This is a genomic window from Streptomyces griseiscabiei, assembly GCF_020010925.1.
Lineage (GTDB): Bacteria > Actinomycetota > Actinomycetes > Streptomycetales > Streptomycetaceae > Streptomyces > Streptomyces griseiscabiei.
The window spans coordinates 287,312-312,899 of the sequence record NZ_JAGJBZ010000004.1 but is presented as its reverse complement, the minus strand read 5'-3'; the positions used below and the strand labels follow the sequence as shown (position 1 = coordinate 312,899).

The following is a 25,588-nucleotide window of genomic DNA, read 5'->3' as shown; positions in this document are numbered from 1 at the left end:
CTACGCAGCGGTACGCGCCCGGCCGCGGGACGCCGGACCCGCAGCCGCCCCGTCCCGTCCCGTCCCGTCCCGTCCCGTCCCGTCCCGTCCCGTCCCGTCCCGTCTACCGCAGCATGAGGGTCAGGTACGGGTTGACGTTCCGGTGGTCCAGGAGGCCGAGGGCACTGGTCGCCCTGCTGAGCGTGGTCACGTAGTCGCCCGCGGTGCGGCGGACGTGCGGGACGTCGAATTCCGCCCCGGTCACCAGGCGGTGCAGATCGAGATAGGCGGAGCGGGCGGCCTCCAGCCTGCGGTACGTGTCGTAGTCCTCGTACATGTCCGCGGTGTACCTGCCGTCCATCCGGCTCGCCCAGCGGCAGAGCATCCGGTCGCGGATCATCCCGTCGGTGGGCGTCAGATGATGGTGTCGGGCCAGGTCGTACAGGGGGTCGCCGACCAGCGCCCGTTCCCAGCCGACGAGGGTCAGGGCCGACTCGTCGTCGCGGCGTACGAGCTTCTGCGGGCGCAGGTCACCGTGGAGCAGGACCGGCGGACGGCCCGCCATGAAGCGCCCGAGACTCCGGCCGAGGCTCTCCGCGTCGGGCAGACCGAACAGCTTGGCAAGCTGACGGGTCTCCTCCGGGAACCCCCCGACCTGGGCGAGGAATTGGGCCAGCAGGGTCGCGTAGAAGTGGCCCGGGGTCCACATCGTCGGATCGAGATACGCCCCGTTCGTCCACCTCAGGGCGACGAGCTGATCGACCAGCGCGTCCGCCTCACGCTCGTCGAGCCCGCGCTCGGGGTGGTTGTACGGCGCCCCCGCGTTCCGCTCGTCCACCCCCACGCCTCCTCGGCCGTCGCCCGCCCAGGTCTGGACGGAGAAGCGTTCTCCCCGCGCGGTCTCACCCGACGCGAGCAGGAGCGGCGCCTCGACCCGTGCCTTCGAGTCCTCCAGGAACCGCAGTACGGCGTGCTCGCTGAGGTGCCCGCGTTCGAGGGGAGCGGCGCCGGGGCGCCGGCCCCGCACCAGGACCCAGCGGCCGGCCTCCTGGCTCCGCACGATCGTGTTCACATGGGCGGTGTCCGTGAACACCCGTCGGGCCGGGGCCTCACGCCGCAGCCCCAGCACCTCGGTCACGGCGCCGCGCGGGAAGTCCGCGCGCTCCGGGACACGCGGGTCCGACACCCATACGACCGGCTCCGCGCCCCGGCGGCCCGCACCGGCCCGCAGACCGGCCAGGGCACCGACCCGCGCGCCCACACCCGCACCGCCCCACGCCCTCGTCCGGCCGGCACCGACGCCCCGGCCGCCGTCACGCCGCCCGGCCAGCCACCCGGTCACCACGCGCTCGATCCTGCGCTGGTCGAGCACCGGCTTCCGCAGCTCCAACGGGTCTTCCGCCGCCGCCAGGGCCAGACCGATCGTGCCCACGGCGGCGTCGAGGCTGATTCGGTCCGGCAGTTCGTTCTCCATGGACCCCGAGGACCCCGAGGACCCCGAAGGCTCCAAGGGCCCCACGGCCCGTATCACGTCGGGAAAGACGGACTGGGCCCGCTCGAAGTTCACGTAGTGCCGCAGGTCCTCGTGCAGTCCTGCGACCGCCGCGGGGAACTCGTCCCGCATCTGCCTCTCCCAGGAGGCGATGACCTGATCCCACCGCTCCTGCGGGTACTTCGTCCGCACGAGGTGCGTCGCGAGATCGTGGAGAGGGTCGCCGTACAACGCCAGCTCCCAGTCCAGGCAGATCAGGGGCGGTCCCTTCACGGACGACACGATCACGTTGCCGGGGTGCAGATCACCATGGAGCATGCGGGACCGCCGTCGGGTCATGCTCGGCACCCGCCCGGCCAACCGCCTCAGCGCGTCCTCCGGAACGCCGAGCGCCTCGAACAGGGAGCCGTACTCCGCCCAGTTGGGCTCCCTGATCTGCCGATCCGCCTCGCCCGCGAGGGTCCGCAGGAAGCCCTGGCTGTCGTCCTTCTCGGTGGGCCAGCCGGGCGGGCGGCGCGGCACCCACCGCGGGGGCACGGTCGCCGTCTGGACGAGCAGTCCGCACAGCGCGTCGACGAGTCCGGGATCCTCCGGCCGGCCGTTTCCGCGCAGCCGGGACAGCGGGACACCGTGCGCATAGGTGTTGATCATGCAGGTGTCGTCCTTGTAAAGACACCTGGGCACGTGGCGCAGTTTGCGGCCGACAGCCCACAGGATCTCCCGCTCGTCGGTCCAGGTACGGATGACGACCGGCCGCTTCCGTACGTCCTTGAGCTGGATCCGCAGACTCACGAGGGTGCCGGGCGGGAGGTGGAGGAACCTGGCCATCTCCTCCGACAGGGAAACGGGAATGTTCCTGTTGTGATACCCCTCGCCCACTTCACCGACGGGCTGTGCGTCCTTGAGGAAATCGGCGACGACCGGGGGAACTTCGCGAGCGGAACCGACCGAACGGATGGAATCGACTGAGCGGATGGAACTGACCGAACGGATGGAACGAGGTGCGGGGACGACACCCACTGGCTGCTCCGTTGAACTTGAACTCTTGAACTCTTGAAATTGAGCAACACCTGGGCGATCTTGAGCGACGAAACTCATTGATCACCCGGTGCACAGAAATCCCAGGACTCAAAGACAACTTACTGCGCCACACTGTCAAATACATTCACTCTCGGGCGAGTTCACCCCTGCGCACGATGCCACCGCACCAGCGCCCCCATGATCTGCGGATGGCTCGGCACCCGGTCCAGCACCAGCGCAGCCGCGCCGCCCACGAGCACCTTCTGCAACTTCCGCGCGGCCCAGGGCAGTGCCGCCCAGTCGAACCCCGTACCGTCGCGCACCAGCAACGACTCCGACACCCGCACCACATCCGTGAACACGGACTGCGCTTTCTTGAAGTCGAGAAGCTTGCGAAGATCCTCTTCCCACCCGCGTGAACTGCCGGCCCAGGTCTGCTCGACGACCTCGCACCAGGCACGGGCCATCCGACGTTCCTGATCCGCCGGATATCCCATCAGATGGAGGTGGGTGGCGAGGTCGTACAACGGATCGCCGAACATCGCCAACTCCCAGTCGATCGTCCAGAGTCGGCCTTCGGGATCGACGATCAGGTTGTTCCGATGGATGTCCCCGTGAAGAAGGCAGAAAGCGCGTTCCCGCAAACCGGAAACGTTCTTTCGCAGCCGAGTGAACGATTCGCCCTCCAGGCCGAGTTCACCGAAGAGCGTGCCGGAGCGGTCGTGGTTCCGCTCGAAGACCTGCTCTTCGCAGAAGGCGATCAGGCGGTCGAGAAAGCCGTCACAGTCGCCGTCCGCGGGCCGGTCCTCGTCCCCGCAGCGCCGTGCCACCGGCAGGGCCTCCGGGGCGATCCTCGTCAACTCCCGGAAGAGTCCGAGGATCTGGTCGAAGACGGCGTCGGGGACGCGACCGCCCCGCCACAGGTGCCGGCCGACGGTCCGGCCTTCGATGAAACCCTGGAAACCCATCCCCTCGACGTCGACGATGTCGGGGACCCGGCTGATCCGTCCGCGCAGGGCACGCAGCAGCTGCTCCTCCGACAGGAAACACCGGCGGTCGAACCACAGGATCTCCGCACGCGGTTCCCGGACCTTGACGACCCGGCTGTCACCCGGCAGACACAGGACGTACGTCTCGTGGTGGTACCCCTGGAGCGGGCCCTTGACCACACCGGAGTCACCGCCCAGTTCGGCGGCGATGCGCCTCGCCTCGGAAACCAGTGGAGGAGTCATTCGCTGGGTTCTGCCTGTTCCGGTGGTGCCACTCCTGTAAGGGATGAGGCACGTTACTCCACCTGTGACGCCCGCCGACGACGAACGCGGCCATTGGGGGAGGCACCCCGGCCCGGCCCGCCCGAACTGGCATGCGCCCCGCTCCGTGCCGCACTTCCCCTTGGCCTCAATCGTTCGCAGGCGGACGCCCGTCGGGATACCGCGAGACCCCCGGGGGTAGGCAGAGCCGGGACGGCAAGGAGGCCCATGACCGACACGATGGACGACCAGGAAACCGTGGTGCGCCTGCTCACCGGCGCCCGAGCGGTGCTCTTCGACTTCGACGGCCCCGTCTGCGATCTCTTCCACGGTGCGTCCACCGCGGGAGTGGCGGAGAAGATCAAACAGGACGCCCTGCGGTACTGGCCCGTGCTCGACCCGGATGTCGCGGAGTGCGACGACTCGCACGGCATCCTCCGGCACCTGTGGACCATGTACGACAGCTCGGCCCCGACGCCGCGTCGGCGCCCGCTCCGCCTGGCCGAGCGCACCGTCGCCGCCCAGGAGCGCGCGGCCGTCCGGTCCGCGCGGGAGACCCCGGGCGTCGTCACCCTCGTGGACCTGCTGACAAAGCTGACGATCCGGCCTGTCATGGTGAGCAACAACGCCGAGGGCCCGATCAGGAGCTATCTCAAGCGCTCTGAGCTGAAGGGGAAGTTCAGGAAGGTGTGCGGCCGGGATCCGAAGAACGCGGGGCTCATGAAGCCGCACCCGGACTGTGTGCACCGCGCGCTCAAGGCGCTGTCCCTGAAGGCTCCCGACTGCCTGCTGATCGGCGACCAGTTGACCGATCTCATGGCGGCCCGGTCGGCCGGGGTCGCCTTCCTGGGCTTCACCCAGGACGCCTCCCGGGCCCGGCAGATGACCGAAGGCGGCGCCGCCGCCGTGGTCTCCTCGTACGCCCCGGTCATCTCGGCCGCCGAGCGACTGCTCGACGGCCGCGCCCTGCCGGAGAGAAGGCTCTCCCCCGCCACCAGATGAGGCACCTTCGCGAGCGCCGCTCGGGCGAGCCCTCCGGCAGGCGGCCGTCCCTTCACGTCCACCGGCCAGAGGCCCCGCTCAGTCAGGAACCCGGCCGGTCAGCAACTCCCAGACCGCCTCGAACCATTCCCGCATGCTCTCCACGAACACCGTCCCCGGAGCATGCGGATCGTTCGGGTCCTTCACGTGGTGGGTGAGTCCGGCGCCCAGGCCCACCACGTCGAGGGCCCCTTCGATCTCACGGCCGTCGTCGAGCACGATGGAGCGTCGGTAGGGCTTGTAGGGGCCGGAGACCGCCTCGACGCCGTTGAGCAGGTAGAGCTTGTGGTGCGGCATCAGCGCGCCGTACCGGATCAGCACCCGCACCGAGGCGACCAGCCCCTCCGCCTCCAGATTGCGCAGCACCGACCGTACGGACGCGGTGTGCCGGCCGGAGATGGCCAGGTAGCGGTGGCGCAGCAGTTCGTCGTCGGCGGGACGCCCGGTCCTCCAGTACGGGGGCTCCAGCGACTCGGCGGGCAGCAGCATGCGCACGGTGATGCGCTGCGGGGTGATCTCGCCCTGCCGGATCCGCTCCGCCTGCAGACGGACATGGGTGTCCAGGGACTCGGAGGTCAGCGTGAACACATCGAGCGTGACCTCGGGCTGTTCGAAGGCGTGGTCTATCAGGGGGCGCAGGGTGACCATCCGGTCCGGCTGCAGGCTGCTGGTGGGTGAGTGGATGCGCTGCCCCCTGACCACCCGGGACCCGCTGCCCTGCCGCGAGACGATCCAGCCCTCGCTGACCAGCTCGCGCAGCACCCGCTGGACCGTGTCCCGGGACACGCTGAACTCCTCGGCGAGGTCGCGCTGGGACGGCAGCAACGAGTTCACCGGATAGGCGCCGTCGGTCAGCCGCGCCCGCAGCCGCTCCGCGACGCGCTGGAAGGCCCGGCCGCCGCTTTCACCGGCCGCACTGTCACTCACCTCTCGACCGTACCGCGCGACTCCGTCAGGCATGCCATTTTCAGTCAATTTCAGTCCAGTGGTCCGCTCAACCATCTGACCAGTTAAGAGATCAGTCGACCAGGGCATCTCCCTAGCAAGTCAACCAGTCCAATTGGACTGCAAGTTGATCGGCCATCAGTACGTGGTCGCCGACAGGCGGATCTGGGGGAGTCATGATCGTTCCGCAACTGCTGTTAGCCGTCCTCGCGTTGTGCGTGGACCAGTTGTTCACCTCGCGCTACGGCGCTCTCGGTGTGGTGTGTCTGTTCCTTCTCGGCGCGGGCGTCCGGGCACGCGACTCGGCCTGCGTGTACACGGGAGCGGTGATCTTCCTCCTGCTGATGGTCCAGGCATAACAGCCCCGAGCGGCGCTCAGCGCTCAGCTCGCGCTCAGCGCCCTCAGGACGGGCAGCAGCGATCTCACCGTCGAGGTGGCCCCAGCGTCCCGTAGCAGCTTTTCCTTGTCCTCATTGCGCGCGTAGCCGAGGAACGGGACGCCGGCGCTCTTCGCGGCGTGGAAGTCGGAGGGCGTGTCGCCGATCATCAGGGCGTCGGTGGGGGCGGCCCCCATCGCGCTCAGACCGCGGCTGAGGCAGTACGGGTGCGGCTTGAGGAGGTGCAGATTCTGGGTGCGGCCGTAGATGTGCGGGGCGAAGCACGAGAGGAGACCGCGGCCGGTGAGGTACTGACGGACCACCACCGGCGCGTTGTTCGTGGCGACGGCCAGCCGGACGCCCATCGCGCTCCAGGTGCGGATGAGCGGGTCGGCGTACGCGGTCGGCATCGCCGAGGACGTGGCGCGCAGTTCCTCCTTGGTCAGCCGTTCCTCCAGCTCCGTGACCAGGTCGCTGCCCGGGTGGCGGGCGTCGACGGCGCGCAGCACCACATGCGGGTCCAGGGACTTCCGCTCCTCCTCGGTGACCAGGCCGCGCAGTCCCCGCCCCTCCAGCCACCGCACCAGGTCCGTCGCCACCTGCTCCGCGGAGTGCCCGGAGAACAGGCTGCACACCGGCCCGTCGAAGTCCCAGAGCACGTACCGCGCGTGGGCGACCAGCTCCCGCACACGCCCGGCCTCGTCGCCGGTCTCGTCGCCGGCCGCGTCCCCGGTCCCCGTCCCCGCGTTCAATGCCGCCGCCCGTTCCGCCCGTTCAGTCCGCGCCGTGTCAGCCGTATCAGAAGTCACTAGGAGAGTGTCAGGTCCGTAGTGATGGTTTCCCAGAGGGCGTTGAACCATTGCTGGGACTGATCCACGAAGGCGGCGTCGCGGGGGCCGGTCTCCTTCTCGAAGGAGAAGAGGAGGGACTGGGTGCCGAAGGCGTCGTACATCTGCAGCGGGCCGTTCTCCATCTGCTCCTCGCGCTTCATGAGCATGTAGTACGCGATCAGCGCCTCCTGGCCGTTGAGGAGGTAGAGCTTCACGGGCGGGGTGAACGGGAGGGCACGGAAGGTCACCCGGACGTCGAGCTGGTGGGAGGTGCGCAGGGCCAGCAGGTTGTGGCGCAGGACGCGGATCTGGGCGTTGCGCTGGTCGAGCCAGCGCTTGTGGACCGGGTCCTCCGCGTCGTCCTCGCCGCGCGCCTCCACCGGGACCGGGAACGCCAGGTTGATCTTCCGGGAGGGGAGCAGGATACGGACGTCGATGGACTCCGGGCGGATCGTTCCCTCATGGATACGGCGGACCGGTTCGCCCAGGGCCAGCATCAGGGTCTCGGCGGTGAGGCAGGCCGCGTCGACGCGGACGTGCGGCGCGGAGAAGGCCTCGGCGAGGCGGGGGCCGAGGCCCACCATCGTCGGCTGCGGCTCATGGCCCGCGGTGTGCCCGGCCTCGGCGACCCGGGGCGGACTCCCCTTGCTCACGTTGCTCAGCAGCCCGTCCTCCTGCAGCGCGCGCAGCGCCTGCCGGACCGTGCCGCGCTCCACGCCGAACTCCTCCGCCAGCTCGGCCTGGGTGGGCAGGCGCTCGCCGGGCCTGAGGTCGCCGCCGCGGATGCGGTCCCGCAGGGTCGCCGCGATCTCCTGGGCCGAGAGCTTTCTGCTGCCGTTCACTGCAACGTTCTCCTGAGTCACGACCAAACGCTACAACTCTCACCCATCTTTGGGGAGTTCACGGAAAGGTGGTTATGAACATAGACCAAGAGGGAACCATTTAAACGAAGTTGGTTGCCAACTTGGCGAAGTTGGCGAAAGTTCCACCCCGCATCGGCCCCAGCCGCCCGGCCCCTCGGAGGAGGTACCACCATGCCCGCTGTCCTCGCCCTCGTCTCCGCCCTCGCCGTCGTCGCCCTCCAGCGATTCGTCGAGTGGCGCTACGGCACCATGGGAATCGTCGGCCTGCTGTTCCTCACCGTCGGGCTGAAGGCGAACAACCACACGTGCAGCTCGATCGGCGCGGTCATCCTCGCCCTGATGTTCGCCGGCCCGGCGATGTGACGGCCGACAGCCGGCGAACAGCCACCAGCTGGTGAACGGCGGTCAGCTGGTGAACAGCGGTCAGCTGGTCAGCAGCAGGTCCGAACTGATCGTCTCCCACAGCGCGTTGAACCACAGCCCCGACTGCTCCACGAACGTGGTGTCCCGCGGCGCGGCGACCGTGCTCCGCTCGAACGCGAACAGCGTGGACTGGGTGCCCTCGGCGTCGTACATCTCCAGCTGCTCACTGTCCACCTCGGCCTCCCTCCGCTGGACCGTGTAGTAGGCGAACAGCGCCTCCCGGCCGTTGAGCAGATACAGCTTCACGGGCGGGGTGAAGGGCAGCGCCCGGAAGGAGACATGGACCTCCACGCCGTGCGTGGAGCGCAGCGCCAGCAGGTTGTGCTTGAGCACCTGCCCCTGCGCGTTGCGCTGGGCGAGCCAGCGGCGCTGCACCCGGCCGTCGGCCGAGGCGTCGTCCAGGGTGTCGACCAGGGTCGGGAAGGCCAGCGGGATGTCACGGCTGGGCAGCATCACCCGGACGTCGACCCTGGCCGGTTTTATGCGCCCCGCGTGAATCTCGCGCAACGGCTCACCCACGGCGAGCGTGAGGGACACGGAGGTCAGACAGAGGGCGTCGATCTTCACATGCGGGGCCGCGAAGGCGGCGGAGATGCGCGGGGCCAGTTCCACCATCGTGGGTCGCGGCGCCGCCTCCGGACCGCCCACGGCCGCCGCTCCCAGGCGTGTGGCGACCGTCGCCGGGCTGCCCTTGGAAACGTTGGTGAGCAGGTGCTCCGACTGCAGGATGCGCAAGGCCTGGCGTACGGCCCCGCGCTCCACGCCGAACTCGTCGGCCAGCTTCGCCTGGGTGGGCATGCGCTGCCCAGGTCGCAGCTCGCCGGACCTGATCCGGCCGCGCAACACGTCGGCCACCTCGTGATGTGACCTCTGGGGCCGCTGTGACGACTTCCGCCCGTCGGCGGCCGTGCGTTCCCGCTCCACGCACAAACACTACAACTTCTCGCCATCTTTGGGCAGTTCGTGGGAAGGTGGTTATGAGACGAGTCCAAGCGGAGATAAGTAAGGTGGAGTTGGTCACCAACTTTCGCAACATGGTCAAACATGCTGCCGGTTGGTGACACTGGCAACTGCCGGACTGCCCCACAGCCTGTCCGGCCCACAGACCGACCGTTCGACCTCCCTTCCGGAGGGGAGCCGGGAGTTCGACCGGTCCGCACCGTCACAACTGAATGGTTCAGCCACAACTGAATGCGCAGCCACAACCACAACTGAACAGCTACGGATACCTGTCCACACCACGAAAGGTCTCAGAAGAGGTCCGGGCACCAAGGGCGCCTGGACGTCCGCAGCAGGGCGTCGGCCAGTGAGGCGGCGCCCTTCCGCTGTTCCCGCACCCGGCCGAGCGCGGCGAGCCGTACGGCCGACTCGTCGCCCAGCCACAGCGTCGCCAGGTCCGCCGCCTCCAGCACGAGATCGCCGTCCGCGCTCGTCGGCGCGCAACTCGCCCCGTCCGGGCCCGCGTCCAGCCGATAGCGCCCGGCCGCGAAGCCGTCCCTGTCCACGACCTCCAGCACCAGCACGCCCGTCCCCGCGTACGTCCGGGCCTCCAGCGCCCGTACGACGTCCAGGACGCGCACCCACAGCCAGTCCGCCTGGGTGGTGACGCTCACGGCGCGCGGGTCGGGGAAGAAGTGCGGGAGGAGATCGTCGGGGGCCCGCCAGCCCGACTTGACCTTGGTGATCCAGTCGACCGAGCAGAGGTAGTGCCACAGGGCGCGCTCGGCGACGGGGGTGGTCGCGATCAGCCAGTTGACCTCGGCCGTGTTCTGCGGCTGCTTCATCTGCCAGGTGTCGTCCGCCTCGTAGGAGACCAGGCCCTCGATCTCACCGGCCGCCGAGCGGTACAGCGCGTAGAACGGCTCGGTCCAGGAGCCGTAGAGGCGCAGATCACCGGTGTTGACCCGCCACCAGCGCTCGTCGCGGCTCACCGCGCCGGGTTGCGCGGCGCGCAGACGCTCGTGGAGGGCGGGGCCGAGGGCGCGTACGGTCGCGCCGTCGACGAGGTCGATCCGGCCCCCGTCCGCCGGGCCGGACCAGCGGGGGTCCAGGCCGCTGCGGGGTACGTCGACGGTCCACTCGGTGGTCCAGGTGGCGGGACCGAAGCCGTAGCGGCCGTAGATGGGGTACTCAGCGGCGATCAGGGTGGCGACGACGTCGCCGCGGTCCTTCGCGGCGGTGAGGTCGTGGGCCATCATCCGGGTGAGGATGCCGCGGCGGCGGTGGGTGGGGCTGACCGTGACGTTCGAGATGGCGTCGGCGGGGACGGAGCGGCCGCCGACCGTCGTCAGCTCCTGGGGGAACGAGCGGAACGTCGCCACGACGTGGTTCGTGGGGGTGGTGGGGTCGAACGCGGCGAGGGTGCGGGACGGGTCGATGTGGGACGAGCGGTCCTTGAGCTCCTCGGCGGTCAGGGTCTCCGGAGCGCGGAGGAAGCCGGTGTTCAGGGCGGTGAGCCAGGCCGGGATCTCGTCCTCGGTGACCGGGCGGACGGCTATGTCGTGGGAGGAGCTCATGAGGTCACGCTAGGGGGGTGCCTGCGGCGTGTCTCGGGGTTTTCGCCCCTGTGGGGCGCGGCAGGGGTTCGTCGTCGGGTGCGGGTGGGTGGGGGCCGGTCGCGCAGTTCCCCACGCCCCTAAGAGATCCGGGCCCCCGGCCCTGAGAGGTGACCGGCGGCGCCCCTGAGAAGCAGCGGGCGCAGCCCCTGCCTCTCAGGGGCGCGGGGAACTGCGCGAGAAGCCCCACCGGACCCGCACCCGACCACGAACCCCGTCCCTACATCAACAGATCGTCCACCTGCGCCTCACCCTCCCGGTAGCGGCGAGCGATCTCCGCGCTGCAGTCGTCGGCGGTGCGCTGCAGGTGCTGGCGGCGCCCGGAGATCTGCTGCTCGTGGTGGACGAGACGGGCGAGCCCGGCGGTGAGTTCGTCGTCGGTGCGGGCTTCGAGGTCGGAGAGCTCGACCTCGTCCAGCATCTCCGCGGCCAGCCGGCGGTGCTCCTCCCCGTGCGGGGTGCCCACGGTGACGTGCCGGGCCGAGGAACGGTGCCGGGCCGGGGCGTCCGTGAGGATCGCCGAGAGCCGGTCCACCAGCGCCGAGGGCTCGCCCGAGCCCGGGGCACCGGAGTCCGCCGCACCGCCCCGGCGGGCCAGTTCGGCGCGCAGGATGTCGATCCGGCCCTGGAGGAGCCGCCGCAGATAACTGAGGTCGGCCTCGTCCCGCTGGGCGTCCCGGCGCAGGGTGCGCAGTTCGGGCAGCCGCAGCCGGGACAGATCGTGCTCGGCCTGGTCCGGCTGCGGCAGTGGTCCGCTGTCCGTGCGCTGGACCGGTGGCCGGCGGACGCCGGGGCCGGGCCCCGGGGTCGTACGGTCAAACGTCGCAGTCCCCGGGGGCTGCCCGGTACTCGATGTGCTCATGCGCCTCAACCGTCCCCTCGACCGGTGTGTGTGAGCATGGTGCCACTCCCGGTAGCCACTTTGTGACCGAGTCCCCCCGATCCACCCCAGATGGGCGGTAATGGATCAATGAGAAAGACCGGGCAAAGCGCTCTTCAAACCCCCGTGATCACAAACCCCCCGTAAGAGGTACCCCTCGGGTACGGCCGATGGACGTCGGCGGCATGATGGTCGTCATGCGTGCGGTGGTGCAGAGGGTCGACGGCGCGAGCGTCGTCGTGGACGGTGAGACGGTCGGGGCGATCGAGGGCGAGGGTCTGTGCGTCCTGGTGGGGGTGACGCACGACGACACCAAGGAGAAGGCGGCGCAGCTGGCGCGCAAGCTGTGGTCCGTGCGGATGCTGCACGACGAGAAGTCGTGCAGTGACATCGACGCGCCCCTGCTGGTGATCAGCCAGTTCACGCTGTACGGCGACGCCCGCAAGGGCCGCCGGCCCACCTGGAACGCGGCGGCCCCCGGCGATGTCGCCGAGCCCCTGGTGGAGGAGGTCGTCGCCCAGCTGCGCTCACTGGGGGCGACGGTGGCCACGGGCCGCTTCGGCGCGTCGATGCGCGTCTCCCTGACCAACGACGGCCCGTTCACAGTGCTGCTGGAGATGTGAGCCCCACGCCCGCGCACCCGCCCCCGCACCCACCCCCGGCTACAGCCACGGCTACGGCCTACGGCTCGACCACGACCTCCTGCGCCGCCGCCGTCGTATCGGCCATCAGCCGCGCGTCCACCGGAAGATTCCGCTTGACCAGGGCCAACGCCACCGGCCCCAGCTCATGGTGGCGCACGGACGTGGTGATGAACCCGAGCTTGCGCCCCTCCGGTCCGTCCTCCGCGAGACGGATCTCCGCACCGCGCGGCGGAAGGTGCACCTCACTGCCGTCGAGGTGCAGGAAGACCAGCCGGCGCGGCGGCTTGCCCAGGTTCTGCACCCGGGCGACGGTCTCCTGCCCCCGGTAGCAGCCCTTCTGCAGATGCACCGCCGTACCGATCCAGCCCAGCTCGTGCGGGATGGTGCGGTGGTCGGTCTCGAAGCCGAGCCGCGGCCGGTGGTGCTCGACACGCAGCGCCTCGTACGCGAGGAGACCCGCCGCGGGGCCCGCCTTCTCCGCGTACGCCTCCAGGTCGGTCCGCGGCAGGAACAGATCACGGCCGTACGGCGTCTCGCGGACGACGACGCCCTCCGGGACCTCGGCGATCGAACCGGCGGGCAGATGCACGACCGCGAACTCGGCCGTCCGGTCGGCCGCTTCGACCCGGTAGAAGAACTTCATCGACTCCAGGTAGGCGAGCAGCGCCTCCTGGGTGTCGGGCTCGACATGGGCCCAGACGGTCGTGCCGTCGTCGACCAGGTACAGCGCGTGCTCGATATGGCCGTTGGCGGAGAGGATCAGCGCCTCGGTGGCCTCGCCGGTGGGCAGCTCGCTGACGTGCTGGGTGAGCAGCAGATGCAGCCAGCTGAGCCGGTCCTCGCCGGAGACGGCGACGACGCCCCGGTGGGAGAGATCGACGAAGCCCGTGCCGTCGGCGAGGGCGCGCTGTTCACGGAACAGGTCGCCGTAGTGCGCGGCGACCCCTTCGTCCACCCCCTCCGCGGGGACGGCACCGGGCAGGGACAGCAGAGGGCTCTTCATACGCCAAGCCTACGACTCGGTAGTTGAACTCTTCAGCGCGCTCCCGGCACTCCCGGCATCCTCGCCGCTCCGGGCCTTCTCGGCGTCCTCGACGTCATCGGCGTTCCTGCGGGAGCAGTCCTCGCAGCGGCCGAAGATCGCGAAGTGCTTCATGTCCGTGTCGAAGCCGAAGGTCTCGCGCAGCTTGGCCGTGAAGTCCGCCGCCACCGACACATCCGCCTCGATCACGTTCGTGCAGTCCCGGCAGACGAGGTGGATGTGGTGGTGCCGGTCGGCCAGGTGGTACGTCGGCGCCCCGTGCCCGAGGTGGGCGTGGCTGACCAGCCCCAGCTCCTCCAGCAGCTCCAGGGTCCGGTAGACCGTCGAGATGTTGACCCCCGACGCCGTCTTCCGCACTTCCACGAGGATGTCGTCGGGGCTCGCGTGCTCAAGGGTGTCCACGGCTTCGAGCACGAGTTGCCGCTGCGGCGTCAGCCGGTAGCCGCGCTGCCTGAGATCGCTCTTCCAGTCGGTGCTCACCACACCACGAGTCTAGAACTACTTGAAGAACGCGATGCCGTCGTCCGGCATGTCGTCCGGCAGGGCCTTGGCCCAGCGCTCGACGTCCTCGGGGGTGACGACCTTCTTGAGGTGCGCGGACATGTACGGGCGCAGCTCGACGTCGGGGGTGGACTTCTCGCCGACCCACATCAGGTCGCTGTGGACGTAGCCGTACAGGCGCTTGCCGCCGCTGTACGGCCCCGAGGCCGCCGTCCTCGCCACCGCGTCCGTGACCACGTCGATCTGCGGCTTCTGCTTGGCCAGCTCGCCGTACCAGACCTCGACGACGCCGTCGTCACGGGTCATGACGATCTCGACCTTGCGGCCGGCGTCGATGCGCCAGAACCCGGACTCGGTCTCCAGCGGACGGACCTTGTTGCCGTCGTTGTCCAGGACCCAGGTGTGGGAGTGGTACTCCAGGAAGTCCCGGCCGTCGTGGGAGAAGGTGACCTCCTGGCCGAAGTTGCACTTCTCGGCACCGGGGAAGTCGTGGACGCCCGCGCCCGCCCAGTCGCCGAGCAGAAAGGCGAGGGGGACGAGGTCCTTGTGCAGGTCGGACGGGATCTCGATCATGAGTGGCGTTCCTGGATGTCCTCGACGTGGGTCAGCGCTGGCCCTGGTACAGCTTCTTCACGGTCAGCCCGGCGAAGGCGAGCACGCCGACGGCGACCAGGACCAGCAGGGTCTCGAAGAAGATGATCACGGGGTGCTCCTCGGATGAGCGGAGGGTCGGTACTGCACGGGGCCGGGCCCCAGCTTACGCGGCTGGGGCCCGGGGTCCGGCGTGAGGTCGGCCCTACCCGCCCGGCGGGCGGGCGGACGTCAGCCGAGCAGCTGGCTCTGCAGCACCACGGTCTGCCGGAACGGGACCGCCCGCGCCCCCGACTCGCGCGACTGCAGGATCACCGCGTACACGTCCCCCGCCGAGAGATAGGCCTGGCGGACCTGCTCGGCTCCGTACGGCTTCGCCTCGGCGTAGGCGGTCCGGGAGATCTCCGGTACGGCTGCCGCCTCCGGGAAGTCCTCGTCGTAGACGACCTCGCCCGCGCCGCGCACCCGGTAGGTCGGGCTGACGTGTGCCAGGGCGTGGACCGCCAGCTCGGTCTCCACGACGTTCGCCGTGCCGAACCGGAGCAGATAGACCCGGGTCCGGGTGCCGTCCGGGGTGGTCCAGCCGCGGGCGGCGATGTGCCGCAGACCGGTGTCGACGAGCTTCTGCCGCAGCTCCCCGCGGTCCTCCGGCTCGAACTCCGCCAGGTACTCCTTCACCGGCAGCCAGCCGTCCGAGCCACGCAGCGCCCTGTCCTCCTTCGCCCCCTCGGGCGCGGGCAGGAGCAGCGCGCGCAGATCGGCGTGATGGGCGCCGGCCGGGTTGTCCTCGGCGAAGGGTTCCGGGCTTCCGGACGGCAGCGGGGGCCGGACGAGCCGGGGGAAGACCCAGCGCCCGTCCGACTCGGTGGCCAGTCCGGGTACGTCCGTACGCTCCGTCCCGGCGATCCCGTACGCCGTGGCCGTCCCCACCGAGGCGAAGACGGCGACGGCGGCGGTCCACCGCAGGACGGCCCGCAGGGCGCGGCGGTCGCGGCGGGGCGGGACCTGCGGCGGCGCGGGCACCGAGGGTTCCGAGGGTTCCGCGACGTCCGACGCCGACGCCGACGCCGGGGCCGGGGCCGGGGCGTCGGCCGTCTCCGGCGCGGCCTCGTACGTCTCCGGCACGGCCTCCTCCGTGGTGCGTGACTGCTCGCTCATACGGCCACCCCCTGTCCGGCGACACGGTCGAGCTGGGTGCGCAGGAGTTCGGCCACCGCCCGCTTGTCGAGGGGTTTCGCCGCGCTCGCGGTGAGGGTGACGAGGACGTCGCCGGCGTAGGCGGAGCAGAACATCCCGTCCAGGTCCTTGTCGGTGCCCTTGGGCGAGAGGAAGCACTTCGCGTCGTCGTGGCCCTTGATCTTCGGGCCGTCGCGGAAGACGTCCAGGGAGGCGAGGAACTCGTTCTGGAACGTCGAACCGTCCCGTACTGCGGTCCTGTTCTCCATCCGGGCGAGCGTGATGCTCACCGAGGAGATGCCCTCGTCGCTCCGCCAGCCGAACGAAGCCCCGCTGAAGTAGCTGCGCATCGCCATGCCCTTGATGCGCTGCCGGTCGATCTGCTTCTCCAGCCGCTTGCGCTGCGCCCGGGGCAGCCCGCTCAGGGACTCCTTGCGCAGGGCGGTGGCCTGGGCGCCGCTGAACTCCGCGTCGGAGCCGAACTCCGCGAGGTCCGGCCCCTGGACCCAGGTGTCGGCGCCGTACGGGACCAGCAGCGCGGCGAGTCCCGGCTGCGCCGCCGCCTTCTTCGCCCCGGCCCCCGTCTCGGCCTCGGCCTCGGCCGCGGCTTCGGGGAACTTCCAGGTGGCGGCCCCCGCGTCACGGTCCGCGCCCCGTACGGTCACGACCGTGAAGCCCACGCCCGCGACCAGGGCCCCGGCGAGCACCACGGACCCGGCGACGGCCGCGACACGCCTCAGCGGAGCGGACCGTGCGGTATCCGGCACCGCCGGCACGGCGTCCGTCCCCTCCGGCCTCTCCTGTTCCGGCCTCTCCTGTTCCGTCGTCTCGTCCGCGCTCACAACCGCTCCATCTGCCGCCGGGCCAGGTCCATGATCGTTTTCTTGGGGACCGGCCTGCCGCCGTAGATCCAGATCTCCATCGCGACGTCTCCGCGCCAGGCGTGCGCCTCGGCGCTGTACACCGGCTCGTAGCCGGGCTCGGTGTGCGGCCGGGAGTGGACGTACGCCGTGCCGTCGCCCGTGCCGGGGATGCCCCAGCTGTCGGTGTCCGGCTTCTCCTCCGCCCAGCTCTGGTGGTTGTTGCTGGAGTCGACGGCGGCCAGGCTGTTGTGCTGCCGGAACTGGACCAGCCGGATCTCCACTCTGTACGAGCCGCCGGCCTCCCAGCCGACGACGGCGGCCCGACGGAACTCGTCGTTGACGAGGTCGCCGAACTTCTCGCCCGGGTCGGTGAAGTCGTCGGCGTAGGCGGCCATGCCCAGCCAGCCGTCGGTGCCCTCCAGCCACTCGGCCTTCTTGGCGCCCACGGGCTTCTTCAGCAGCAGCCGGCGCAGATCGCCGTCCGTCCTCACCTTGCGGTCCCGGACGGCGGAGAGCGGCTCGGGTCCCTTGCCCCCGGCCCGGTCCATCACCGGCTGGGAGAGCGGGGGCAGCGCGGTGGGCTCCCGGTCGGCCTGGACGAGGTAGCCGGCGCAGGTTCCGGCGATCACCCCCAGGACCGCCGCCGCGGCGACGAAGAGGACCCCCCGTCCCCGACGCGGCACGCGGGCCGCGGGCTCCACCGGCTCCGCGGGCTCCCCTTCGGGTCTTTCCGGCACTTCCAAGGCACTCCCCCACAGAACTCGTGGCGCGGACTCCGCGACCGCGCGCACAGGAGACCCATGGACCGCGTACGGGGTTGCGCCGAGGATGATCACGATTCGGACTAGCATGCGGCCATGGCGAAGAAGCTCGTGATCAAGGTGACGGCGGGGGCGGACGCCCCCGAGCGGTGCTCGCAGGCCTTCACGGTGGCGGCGGTGGCCGTGGCCAGCGGCGTCGAGGTGTCGCTGTGGCTGACGGGCGAGTCCGCGTGGTTCGCGCTGCCGGGCCGGGCCGCCGAGTTCGAACTCCCGCACGCGGCCCCGCTCCCCGACCTCCTCGACTCGGTCCTCGCCGGCGGCCGGCTCACCCTGTGCACCCAGTGCGCGGCCCGCCGGGACATCACGGAGAAGGACGTCATCGAGGGCGTACGGATCGCCGGCGCCCAGGTGTTCGTCCAGGAGGCCCTGGCGGACGACGCGCAGGCGCTCGTCTACTGAGCGTGTGAGGCACGTGGGCGAGTGCGGGTCGTGTGTGGTTGCTCGCGCAGTTCCCCGCGCCCCTGAGAAGTCCGGGCTGCGCCCGGGTTCTTTTCAGGCACGCAGGGCCTGCGTTTCTGGGGGCGCGGGGAACTGCGCGACCAGCCCCCACCGGCCCGCAGGCGAACACAACCTGCCCGGGGGCGGAGGCGAGAAAGCACAGGCCCGCCCCGCCCCTTACCTCGGCGGGCGCCGCTTGCCGTCCAGTTCGTCCCACCACTCGTCGGACTTCGGGTCGCCGGAGGGGTCGTCCCACCAGCGGTCGTCGGGGCCTCGGCGGTTGGCGACGACGGCGGCGAGCGGGGGGATCAGCATGGCGATCACGCACATGCCGACCGCGACCGGGACCGACCAGAGCCGTACGACGCCCCAGGCCAGGACGAAGAGGGCGAGGCAGGTGCCCATCATGGCGAAGTAGGTGTGGCGCCGGCGGGCGTACATGACTCCAGGGTAGGTCCGCGTACGGCGGAGGGCCGCACTCCGGGTGGGAGTGCGGCCCTCGGCCGTTCGACGTGGTCCGACGAGGCCGTCTCAGACGGCGATCGCGACCTCCGCGAGGCCGCCCTGCTGGGCGACGACGGTACGGTCGGCGGTGCCGCCGGGGACCAGCGCGCGGACGGTCCAGGTGCCCTCGGCCGCGTAGAAGCGGAACTGGCCCGTCGCGGAGGTCGGGACCTCCGCCGTGAACTCGCCGGTCGAGTCCAGCAGACGGACGTAGCCCGTCACCGGCTCGCCGTCGCGGGTCACCTGACCCTGGATCGTGGTCTCACCGGGCTTGATCGTCGAGGCGTCGGGGCCGCCGGCCTTCGCTCCACACATGTCTTTCTCCAGATTCAGATAGGGGTCTGACCGGAAGGAAGGCCGGTCGGGTCGGACTTGGGGGTCTTACTTGTTGGCGCCCAGCTCGATCGGGACGCCGACGAGGCTGCCGTACTCGGTCCAGGAGCCGTCGTAGTTCTTGACGTTCTCCACGCCGAGCAGCTCGTGCAGGACGAACCAGGTGAGCGCGGAACGCTCACCGATGCGGCAGTAGGCGATGGTGTCCTTCGCCAGGTCGACCTGCTCGTCGGCGTAGAGCTCCTTCAGCTCGTCGTCCGACTTGAAGGTGCCGTCGTCGTTGGCGTTCTTCGACCACGGGATGTTGCGGGCGGACGGGACGTGGCCCGGACGCTGCGACTGCTCCTGCGGCAGGTGGGCCGGGGCGAGCAGCTTGCCGGAGAACTCGTCGGGCGACCGGACGTCGACCAGGTTCTGCGCGCCGATGGCCGCCACGACGTCGTCGCGGAAGGCACGGATCGCGGTGTTCTGCGGCTTCGCCTTGTACTCGGTCGCGGGGCGGGCCGGCACCTCGTCGGTCAGCTCGCGGGCGTCCAGCTCCCACTTCTTGCGGCCACCGTCGAGCAGCTTGACGTTCTCGTGGCCGTACAGCTTGAAGTACCAGTAGGCGTACGACGCGAACCAGTTGTTGTTGCCGCCGTACAGGACGACGAGGGTGTCGTTGCCGATGCCCTTGGCCGACAGGAGCTTCTCGAAGCCCTCCTGGTCGACGAAGTCACGGCGGACCGGGTCCTGGAGGTCCTTCGTCCAGTCGATCCGGATCGCGTTCTTGATGTGGTTCTTCTCGTACGCGGTCGTGTCCTCGTCGACCTCGACGATGGCGATGTTCGCGTCGTCGAGGTTGGCCTCGACCCAGTCGGCGTCTACCAGGACGTCGCTGCGGCTCATGCTCGTTCTCCTCCGGGGCAGTTACGGCGGGGGCGGGTTCGCGGGTGCCTCCGGCTGTTCGGCCGGGGCGCGCAGGGATGGGCCCTGGCTCGAACAGGGCAGGCATCGGGGGACGCGGCGGCGGTGCTGGTCCGCCGCTCGCTCAGAAAGTGCGACAGAGCATGGCGGCGACGCGGCACAGGTCTACTGCCCGCCGCTTCGTGAGATCCGCCTGTCGCTTCATAGGGATCGATCGTAGGGACGGACAGGCGGGCGTGTCACCGGCATGTCGTATTCTGAGACGCGATCGTCCGGAATGTGGGATGCGAACGCCCTCGGAGCGGCGGGGACTGGGCCGCCGGGCCGCTGTAGCCGTCGTCACATCTGCGGTGCGGACGGCCCTGTCTCGCCCTTCGGACACCGGGCGGGGCGGTGCGCCGCCCGTCGTCCTACCCCGCCAGCCTGACGTTCGAACCCTTGACCGTGATCTCCACGCCGTCCGGCGCGGCCTCGACCTTGTCGAGCTTGATGCCGCCGGGGAGGTCGTCGATGGCCTGCTGGAAGTCGGTGATCGAACGGACGACGCCCTCGGCGAGGTCGGCGCCGCCCAGGGAGGGCAGGGAGTCCGCCTGCACCTCGACCTTGTCGTCCTTCACGCTGACGGTGCTGAGGACGGAGACGGTCTGCGGGTCGAGGGCCGGCGGGTCGATCTCCACATTGACCTTGATCTTGCCCTTGCCCCCGTCGGAGAGACCGACGACACGGGCCGTGAACCCGAGGCCGACGTCCGTGGGCTCCGACTTGGCGGCCTTGAGGAGTTCGTTGTACGAGATCGTCGCGGTGCCGGTGGCGCTGGTGGCCGTCGCGGAGCTGTAGTCGCTGGAGAAGCTGACGCCGCGCATGTTCGCCTTCAGATCGGCGATGCGGATGCTCTCGTCGGCCTTGCCGGTGCCGGCCTCGAAGTCCGCGATGCCGACCTCCACGTCGTCCAGTTCGCCGCCGGCGACCTGGGTGAGGAACGGGAAGCCCTTGATGGAGACCTCGGGGGTGGTGGTGAGGCCCTCGCTGGTCTTCAGCTGCTGCGCGGCCTCGTCCTCGGCGAAGCCGACGGCCACGCGGTCCGCGATCACGAAGAGGCCGCCCAGGATCACGGCGACGATGACAAGTATTCGCAGTGCGCGCATGGTTTCCGGGTTCCCCACGTAGTCCGCTCGACAGCCGGTGTCCGTATCTACGCGAGAGTAATCGGGTGGGGGCGGGGGTGGGGCGGGTTCGTGCGGCTTGTTGATCAGCTGTGACAGGGGTGTGTTGTCGGGTGCGGGTGGGTGGGGGCTGGTCGCGCAGTTCCCCGCGCCCCTGAGAAGCAGGGGCTGCGCCCCGTGCTTCTCGCCCCGAAAAAGCTGGGGCGCAGCCCGGCTTTTTCAGGGGCGCGGGGAACTGCGCGAGAAGCCCCACCGGACCCGCACCCGACCACGAACCCCCTCGTCAGACCAACGCCCGCCCCAGCAGATACACCGCCGGCGCCGCAGCCGTCAGCGGCAGCGCCACCCCCGCGGTGAAGTGGACGAAGCGGGACGGGTAGTCGTAGCTGGCGACCCGGTGGCCGATGAGCGCGCAGAGCGCCGCGACGGCACCGAGAAGCGCACCGGACGTCCCGAGCCCGGTCGCACCGCCGGCGGCGATCCCCGCCCCGGTCGCGGCCAGCAGGGACACGATCACCGAGGCCGCCGTGGGCAGCGGCAGGGCGCGCGCCAGGACGGCGACCGCCACCGCCGCCCCGCCCACGGTCACCGCGTCCGCCACCGCCGCCAGATACCCGGTCGCGATGATCGCCAGCGCCGACGAGGCCACGGTCGCCATCAGCCCGTACATCCGCTCGTCCGGGTCGGCGTGGCTGCGCAGACCGAGGACGATGCCGAGCAGCACCCACACCCCGAGCGTGCCGAGGATCGCGGCGGGCGCGTGCTCCCGGCCGGCCGTGAAGAGGGCCACGTCCGCCGCGAGGGCGCCCGCGAAGGCCAGCACGATGCCCTGCCGAGCCGGCCACATGCCGTTCAGCCGGAACCAGCCCGCCGCGGTCACCGCCTGGAGGACCACCAGGGGCACGGCGAGCGCGTACTCACCGAGCGCCGCGGCACCGGCCAGCAGCAGCCCCAGTACGGCGGTGATCAGCGCCGGCTGCATCCCGGGCTCGATGATCGGCGACCGCCCCTCGGCCCGCGCCCGCTGGGCGTCGGTGACCCGGGCGTTGCCGGTGAGCGTGGGCGGACCGTAACCGGAACCGCCCGCCGGGGCGGGCTCCGGCGCGGGCGCCTGAGGATGCGCTTGCTGGGGCTGGGGCTGGACCTGGGCCTGAGGCTGGCCCTGGGGGGCGTACTGGCCGTACGGGCTGTCCTGGCCGCCCTGGGCGTACTGGCCGCTCTGGGCGTACGGCCCGTGCGGCGCGTCCGTCTGCGGGGGCAGGTACGCCGTCTCCGTGAGGCTGGCGGCCGGCGGGGTCTGGGGGTGGACCTGGGTGTCCCAGGTCTGGCCCTCCCACTGCTGGGTGTACTGCTGGGCGTGGGCGGCCTGGCTCTCGTCGTACCCCTGCCACTGCTGCTGCGGCGGCTCCGGCTGCGGTTGGGGCTGCTGGTACGCGTCGTAGCCCGGGTGGCCCTCGTACCCGTACGGCGGCTGGTTGCTCATGTTGTGGGGGTCACCCTCCTGCGAACGGCGGGAGCACCTCGACCGTGCCGCCCTCGGCCAGACGTACCGTCTCATGCGCACGGGTGCCCACCGGGTTCCCGTCGACGAGGAACGAGCATCGCCGCAGTACGCGGTCGAGTTCGCCGGGGTGTCGGTCGCGGGCCGCGGTCAGGGCGTCCGCGAGGGTGGCCGCGTCGTAGGGCTCCTCGGCGATGCCGGCGGCGGCCTTCGCCGCGGCCCAGTAGCGGACGGTGCCCTTTGGCATCTGCGTTCCTCTGTATTAGTCGTGACGGGGTCAGGCTACGGGGCGGTCCGGACGGTGGGGAAACCGCCGACCCTACGGGGCGGGCGGACGGGCCGCGTTCTTCTCCGCCCGCTCCTCGATCCGCTCCTCGATCCACTCACCGATCCGGTCCAGCAATTCCCCGCTCGCCGCGTTCTCCGCGTGGCCCATGCCCCGCTCCAGCCAGAGTTCCCCGTTGTCGCCCGCCGCTGCCGCCAGCATCTCGGGGTGGTCGAGCGGGAAATAGCCGTCCCGGTCGCCGTGGACTATCAGGAGCGGGGTCGGCGCGATGAGGGGGACGGATTCCACCGGGGAGAGGGGGACGGGGTTCCAGTCGCGGTGGTGGATACGGGTGCGCAGACCGTAGCGGCCGACGAGACGGCCCTCGGGGCGGGTGATGAGCCAGTGGACGCGGCGCATGGGGGCCGTGCCCCGGTAGTACCAGCGGGCCGGGGCGCTGACGGAGACGACGGCGTCCGTACCGGTATCCGCGCTGGCGTCCGTACCGGCGTCCGTGCCGACGTCCGGCAGCGCCGCGTGGCGCAGGACGACCGAGCCGCCCATGGAGAAGCCGACCGTGACGACGCGCTCATGGCCGAGTTCCCGGGCCCAGCGGACCGCCGCCGCGAGATCGAGCACCTCGCGGTCGCCGACCGTGGAGTGGCCGCCGGATCTTCCGTGACCGCGGAACGAGAAGGTGACGACGGCCCCGTACCGGGAGAACGCCTCCACCACCCTCCGAACATGTGGACGGTCGGCGTCACCCGTGAAGCCGTGTGCGACGACGACCGCGAGGTGGCCGCGGGGTGGCGTCCCTGTGTCGCCCGAAGCGCCGCCGACCACGTTGTATACAACGGCTTTCGGATCGTATACGGCCTCGATATTCACCCCGTCGTCAGTGCGCAGAAACCTGCGCAAAGGGGTTGCGGGTGGTGTCGAAAGGGCTCCGTGGGCCGTCTCAGAGTTCGGAATACCGAAAGATCGCATCACATCACCTGCCGGACCAGCACTCATGTGGGCTATTCTGCTGGACAGAGGACTCGGGCAAGGTCGCCCCCGGGTCCTTTTGTGCTTTCGGGCAAGAGTTGTATACGAGTGGGAAACGCCAGGTGACCGCGGATATACAGCCTGCGCCGCCCACGTCCTCGCAGGGACCGAGGAGGAACCAGACGTATGAGTTCTCTGCTGCTCCTGACCAACGCCCTCCAGCCGTCCACGGAGGTGCTTCCCGCCCTCGGGCTGCTGCTGCACAACGTGCGCGTGGCCCCGGCGGAGGGCCCCGCCCTCGTCGACACCCCCGGCGCGGACGTCATCCTGATCGACGGGCGCCGTGACCTCCCGCAGGTCCGCAGCCTCTGCCAGCTGCTCCGCTCCACCGGACCCGGCTGCCCCCTCATCCTCGTCGTGACCGAGGGCGGTCTCGCCGCCGTCACCGCGGACTGGGGCATCGACGACGTCCTCCTCGACACCGCCGGACCGGCCGAGGTCGAGGCCCGGCTGCGGCTGGCCATGGGCAGGCAGCAGATCGTCAACGACGACTCCCCGATGGAGATCCGCAACGGCGACCTCTCGGTGGACGAGGCGACCTACAGCGCCAAGCTCAAGGGCCGCGTCCTCGACCTCACCTTCAAGGAGTTCGAGCTCCTCAAATACCTCGCCCAGCACCCGGGCCGCGTCTTCACCCGCGCCCAGCTGCTGCAGGAGGTCTGGGGCTACGACTACTTCGGCGGTACGCGGACGGTCGACGTCCACGTACGGCGGCTGCGCGCCAAGCTCGGACCCGAGCACGAGTCGCTGATCGGGACCGTCCGGAACGTCGGTTATCGATTCGTTACGCCCGAGAAGGCGGAGCGCGCCGGTGACGACGCGAAGGGCAAGCCGGCCCCCGTCTCCTCCTCAAAGGCGGCGGATGCGGACGAGACGGCGTCCCTGGCGCCCGTCGAGATCGCGGCCGAGGCGTAGTGGCGGCCCCGCCGCCGGGGCCGCGCACAGGCAACTCACAGGCGGGGCGGCGTACGCCCTGCCCAGGGGCGTTTTATCCGCGTAGACTCCGCGCGTGGCCAAGGTGACTCGGGATGACGTGGCAAGACTGGCGGGTACGTCGACCGCCGTCGTCAGCTACGTCATCAACAACGGACCCCGGCCGGTCGCCCCGGCCACGCGCGAGCGTGTCCTCGCCGCCATCAAGGAACTGGGGTACCGGCCCGACCGCGTCGCCCAGGCGATGGCCTCGCGGCGCACCGAGCTGATAGGCCTGATCGTCCCGGACGCGCGCCAGCCGTTCTTCGGCGAGATGGCCCACGCGGTCGAACAGGCCGCCGCCGAGCGCGGCAAGATGGTCCTCGTCGGGAACAGCGACTACATCGCCGAGCGCGAGGTCCACTATCTGCGGGCGTTCCTCGGGATGCGCGTCTCCGGCCTGATCCTGGTCAGCCACGCCCTCAGTGACAACGCCGCCGCCGAGATAGAGGCCTGGGACGCGCGGGTCGTGCTGCTGCACGAACGGCCCGAGGCGATCGACGACGTGGCCGTGGTGACCGACGACCTCGGGGGCGCCCGGACCGCCGTGGAGCACCTCCTCTCGCACGGCTACGAGTACGTCGCCTGTATGGGCGGCATAGCCGAGACCCCGCTGGTCGGCGACCCCGTCTCCGACCACGTCGAGGGCTGGCGGCGCGCGCTGGACGAGGCGGGGATCTCCACCGAGGGCCGGCTCTTCGAGGCTCCGTACAACCGGTACGACGCGTACCAGGTGGCCCTGAAGCTGCTGGCGGGTCCGTCCCGGCCGCCGGCGATCTTCTGCTCCACGGACGACCAGGCGATCGGGGTGCTGCGGGCCGCGCGCGAGCTGCGGATCGAGGTGCCGGGCGAGCTGGCGGTGGCCGGGTTCGACGACGTCAAGGAGGCGGCGCTGACGGATCCGCCGCTGACGACGGTCGCGACGGACCGTACGGGTATGGCCCGGGCCGCGGTGGACCTGGTGCTGGACGACGGGATCCGGGTGGCCGGGTCCCGGCGCGAGCGGGTGAAGCTGTTCCCGTCGACGCTGGTGGCCCGGCGGTCGTGCGGGTGCGAGTAGCTCCGCGGGGGTCGCGAGTCGCTCCGCGGGGGTTGCGGGGAGCGCCGTAGGGGCTTGGGGCGCGTGGTGAGCCGCGGGTTCGCCGTGGCTCGTCGCGCCCACGCGG

At 70.6% G+C, this 25,588-nt stretch carries 28 protein-coding genes; 7 read left to right on the top strand and 21 right to left on the bottom strand.

What is annotated here, in order from left to right; translation table 11 throughout:
* Nucleotides 1–103: 103 nt before the first annotated feature.
* Together J8M51_RS40800 and J8M51_RS40795 are read right to left on the bottom strand one after the other, a co-directional pair.
* Nucleotides 104–2,299 (bottom strand): phosphotransferase, encoded by a 2,196-nt coding sequence (locus J8M51_RS40800; RefSeq protein WP_179203221.1) that lies wholly within the window; start codon nt 2,297–2,299, stop codon nt 104–106.
* A gap of 353 nt (nt 2,300–2,652) precedes the next feature.
* On the bottom strand, nt 2,653–3,723 hold the full coding sequence (locus J8M51_RS40795) for an aminoglycoside phosphotransferase family protein (RefSeq protein WP_086758300.1): 1,071 nt from the start codon (nt 3,721–3,723) through the stop codon (nt 2,653–2,655).
* 246 nt (nt 3,724–3,969) lie between these two features.
* Between J8M51_RS40795 and J8M51_RS40790 the strand changes: the two genes are divergently transcribed.
* Complete coding sequence (locus tag J8M51_RS40790; protein WP_086758299.1) at nt 3,970–4,743, top strand: HAD family hydrolase; 774 nt, start codon at nt 3,970–3,972, stop codon at nt 4,741–4,743.
* Nucleotides 4,744–4,821: 78 nt separating this feature from the next.
* Here J8M51_RS40790 and J8M51_RS40785 read toward each other — a convergent pair whose 3' ends face one another.
* Complete coding sequence (locus tag J8M51_RS40785) at nt 4,822–5,709, bottom strand: GntR family transcriptional regulator (RefSeq protein ID WP_256965387.1); 888 nt, start codon at nt 5,707–5,709, stop codon at nt 4,822–4,824.
* A 194-nt stretch (nt 5,710–5,903) separates the two neighbouring features.
* On the opposite strand from J8M51_RS40785, the gene J8M51_RS40780 reads away from it, so the two are divergent.
* Nucleotides 5,904–6,086: a hypothetical protein gene (locus tag J8M51_RS40780; protein ID WP_086758296.1), complete on the top strand. Its 183-nt coding sequence runs from the start codon at nt 5,904–5,906 to the stop codon at nt 6,084–6,086.
* Nucleotides 6,087–6,109: 23 nt separating this feature from the next.
* Here the strand turns inward: J8M51_RS40780 and J8M51_RS40775 are convergent, their stop codons facing one another.
* Both J8M51_RS40775 and J8M51_RS40770 read right to left on the bottom strand, forming a co-directional pair.
* Nucleotides 6,110–6,964 (bottom strand): HAD family hydrolase, encoded by an 855-nt coding sequence (locus J8M51_RS40775; RefSeq protein ID WP_086758294.1) that lies wholly within the window; start codon nt 6,962–6,964, stop codon nt 6,110–6,112.
* Entirely contained in the window at nt 6,913–7,803 is an 891-nt protein-coding gene (locus J8M51_RS40770) for a GntR family transcriptional regulator (protein ID WP_086758293.1), read from the bottom strand. The genes J8M51_RS40775 and J8M51_RS40770 overlap by 52 nt, the downstream gene beginning before the upstream one ends.
* 165 nt (nt 7,804–7,968) lie before the next feature.
* Between J8M51_RS40770 and J8M51_RS40765 the strand changes: the two genes are divergently transcribed.
* A complete protein-coding gene (locus tag J8M51_RS40765) occupies nt 7,969–8,160 on the top strand; it encodes a hypothetical protein (RefSeq protein ID WP_086758291.1) in 192 nt (63 codons plus the stop codon).
* A gap of 60 nt (nt 8,161–8,220) precedes the next feature.
* Here J8M51_RS40765 and J8M51_RS40760 read toward each other — a convergent pair whose 3' ends face one another.
* The 3 genes from J8M51_RS40760 to J8M51_RS40750 all read right to left on the bottom strand — a co-directional run bounded on the left by J8M51_RS40760 (nt 8,221) and on the right by J8M51_RS40750 (nt 11,637).
* Nucleotides 8,221–9,075: a winged helix-turn-helix domain-containing protein gene (locus J8M51_RS40760; protein ID WP_086758289.1), complete on the bottom strand. Its 855-nt coding sequence runs from the start codon at nt 9,073–9,075 to the stop codon at nt 8,221–8,223.
* Between the two features lie 395 nt (nt 9,076–9,470).
* On the bottom strand, nt 9,471–10,736 hold the full coding sequence (locus tag J8M51_RS40755) for a GNAT family N-acetyltransferase (RefSeq protein ID WP_267299956.1): 1,266 nt from the start codon (nt 10,734–10,736) through the stop codon (nt 9,471–9,473).
* A gap of 259 nt (nt 10,737–10,995) precedes the next feature.
* Entirely contained in the window at nt 10,996–11,637 is a 642-nt protein-coding gene (locus J8M51_RS40750; RefSeq protein ID WP_086752951.1) for an RsiG family protein, read from the bottom strand.
* 215 nt (nt 11,638–11,852) lie between these two features.
* Between J8M51_RS40750 and dtd the strand changes: the two genes are divergently transcribed.
* Nucleotides 11,853–12,278 carry a D-aminoacyl-tRNA deacylase gene (gene dtd, locus J8M51_RS40745; protein WP_086752974.1) on the top strand — a complete coding sequence of 142 codons (426 nt, stop codon included), beginning with the start codon at nt 11,853–11,855 and terminating at the stop codon, nt 12,276–12,278.
* Nucleotides 12,279–12,336: 58 nt separating this feature from the next.
* On the opposite strand, the gene ygfZ is transcribed toward dtd, so the two are convergent.
* The 6 genes from ygfZ to J8M51_RS40715 form a co-directional block, all read right to left on the bottom strand.
* Complete coding sequence (gene ygfZ, locus J8M51_RS40740; RefSeq protein ID WP_086752953.1) at nt 12,337–13,302, bottom strand: CAF17-like 4Fe-4S cluster assembly/insertion protein YgfZ; 966 nt, start codon at nt 13,300–13,302, stop codon at nt 12,337–12,339.
* A 9-nt stretch (nt 13,303–13,311) separates the two neighbouring features.
* Complete coding sequence (locus J8M51_RS40735) at nt 13,312–13,824, bottom strand: Fur family transcriptional regulator (RefSeq protein WP_086752955.1); 513 nt, start codon at nt 13,822–13,824, stop codon at nt 13,312–13,314.
* A 15-nt stretch (nt 13,825–13,839) separates the two neighbouring features.
* Nucleotides 13,840–14,415: an FABP family protein gene (locus tag J8M51_RS40730; protein ID WP_086752957.1), complete on the bottom strand. Its 576-nt coding sequence runs from the start codon at nt 14,413–14,415 to the stop codon at nt 13,840–13,842.
* Between the two features lie 249 nt (nt 14,416–14,664).
* On the bottom strand, nt 14,665–15,591 hold the full coding sequence (locus J8M51_RS40725) for a hypothetical protein (RefSeq protein WP_256964065.1): 927 nt from the start codon (nt 15,589–15,591) through the stop codon (nt 14,665–14,667).
* Nucleotides 15,588–16,451 carry a hypothetical protein gene (locus tag J8M51_RS40720; protein WP_256964066.1) on the bottom strand — a complete coding sequence of 288 codons (864 nt, stop codon included), beginning with the start codon at nt 16,449–16,451 and terminating at the stop codon, nt 15,588–15,590. Before J8M51_RS40720 ends, J8M51_RS40725 begins: the two co-directional genes overlap by 4 nt.
* Nucleotides 16,448–17,155 carry a hypothetical protein gene (locus tag J8M51_RS40715; protein ID WP_256964067.1) on the bottom strand — a complete coding sequence of 236 codons (708 nt, stop codon included), beginning with the start codon at nt 17,153–17,155 and terminating at the stop codon, nt 16,448–16,450. Before J8M51_RS40715 ends, J8M51_RS40720 begins: the two co-directional genes overlap by 4 nt.
* 174 nt (nt 17,156–17,329) lie before the next feature.
* On the opposite strand from J8M51_RS40715, the gene J8M51_RS40710 reads away from it, so the two are divergent.
* Nucleotides 17,330–17,692, top strand: a complete 363-nt coding sequence (locus J8M51_RS40710; protein ID WP_059084269.1) for a DsrE family protein — start codon at nt 17,330–17,332, stop codon at nt 17,690–17,692.
* Nucleotides 17,693–17,908: 216 nt separating this feature from the next.
* On the opposite strand, the gene J8M51_RS40705 is transcribed toward J8M51_RS40710, so the two are convergent.
* From J8M51_RS40705 to J8M51_RS40675, 7 genes are all read right to left on the bottom strand, one after another.
* Entirely contained in the window at nt 17,909–18,172 is a 264-nt protein-coding gene (locus tag J8M51_RS40705; RefSeq protein ID WP_086752961.1) for a DUF3099 domain-containing protein, read from the bottom strand.
* A 90-nt stretch (nt 18,173–18,262) separates the two neighbouring features.
* A complete protein-coding gene (locus J8M51_RS40700; RefSeq protein ID WP_004986406.1) occupies nt 18,263–18,550 on the bottom strand; it encodes a DUF1416 domain-containing protein in 288 nt (95 codons plus the stop codon).
* 66 nt (nt 18,551–18,616) lie between these two features.
* A complete protein-coding gene (locus tag J8M51_RS40695; protein WP_086752963.1) occupies nt 18,617–19,456 on the bottom strand; it encodes a sulfurtransferase in 840 nt (279 codons plus the stop codon).
* 428 nt (nt 19,457–19,884) lie between these two features.
* On the bottom strand, nt 19,885–20,619 hold the full coding sequence (locus J8M51_RS40690) for an LmeA family phospholipid-binding protein (protein WP_216591474.1): 735 nt from the start codon (nt 20,617–20,619) through the stop codon (nt 19,885–19,887).
* A gap of 301 nt (nt 20,620–20,920) precedes the next feature.
* Nucleotides 20,921–22,120, bottom strand: a complete 1,200-nt coding sequence (locus J8M51_RS40685) for a hypothetical protein (protein ID WP_267299955.1) — start codon at nt 22,118–22,120, stop codon at nt 20,921–20,923.
* 10 nt (nt 22,121–22,130) lie between these two features.
* Entirely contained in the window at nt 22,131–22,385 is a 255-nt protein-coding gene (locus J8M51_RS40680; RefSeq protein WP_086763195.1) for a MoaD/ThiS family protein, read from the bottom strand.
* A 72-nt stretch (nt 22,386–22,457) separates the two neighbouring features.
* Complete coding sequence (locus J8M51_RS40675; protein ID WP_179203481.1) at nt 22,458–23,417, bottom strand: alpha/beta hydrolase; 960 nt, start codon at nt 23,415–23,417, stop codon at nt 22,458–22,460.
* Between the two features lie 159 nt (nt 23,418–23,576).
* Here J8M51_RS40675 and J8M51_RS40670 point away from each other — a divergent pair, with 159 nt between their 5' ends.
* Nucleotides 23,577–24,365, top strand: coding sequence for a winged helix-turn-helix transcriptional regulator (locus J8M51_RS40670; RefSeq protein WP_086763199.1), 789 nt, complete (start codon nt 23,577–23,579; stop codon nt 24,363–24,365).
* A gap of 94 nt (nt 24,366–24,459) precedes the next feature.
* The gene (locus tag J8M51_RS40665) at nt 24,460–25,482 is read left to right on the top strand and encodes a LacI family DNA-binding transcriptional regulator (protein WP_086763201.1); all 1,023 of its coding nucleotides are present in this window, start codon (nt 24,460–24,462) and stop codon (nt 25,480–25,482) included.
* Nucleotides 25,483–25,588: the final 106 nt, after the last annotated feature.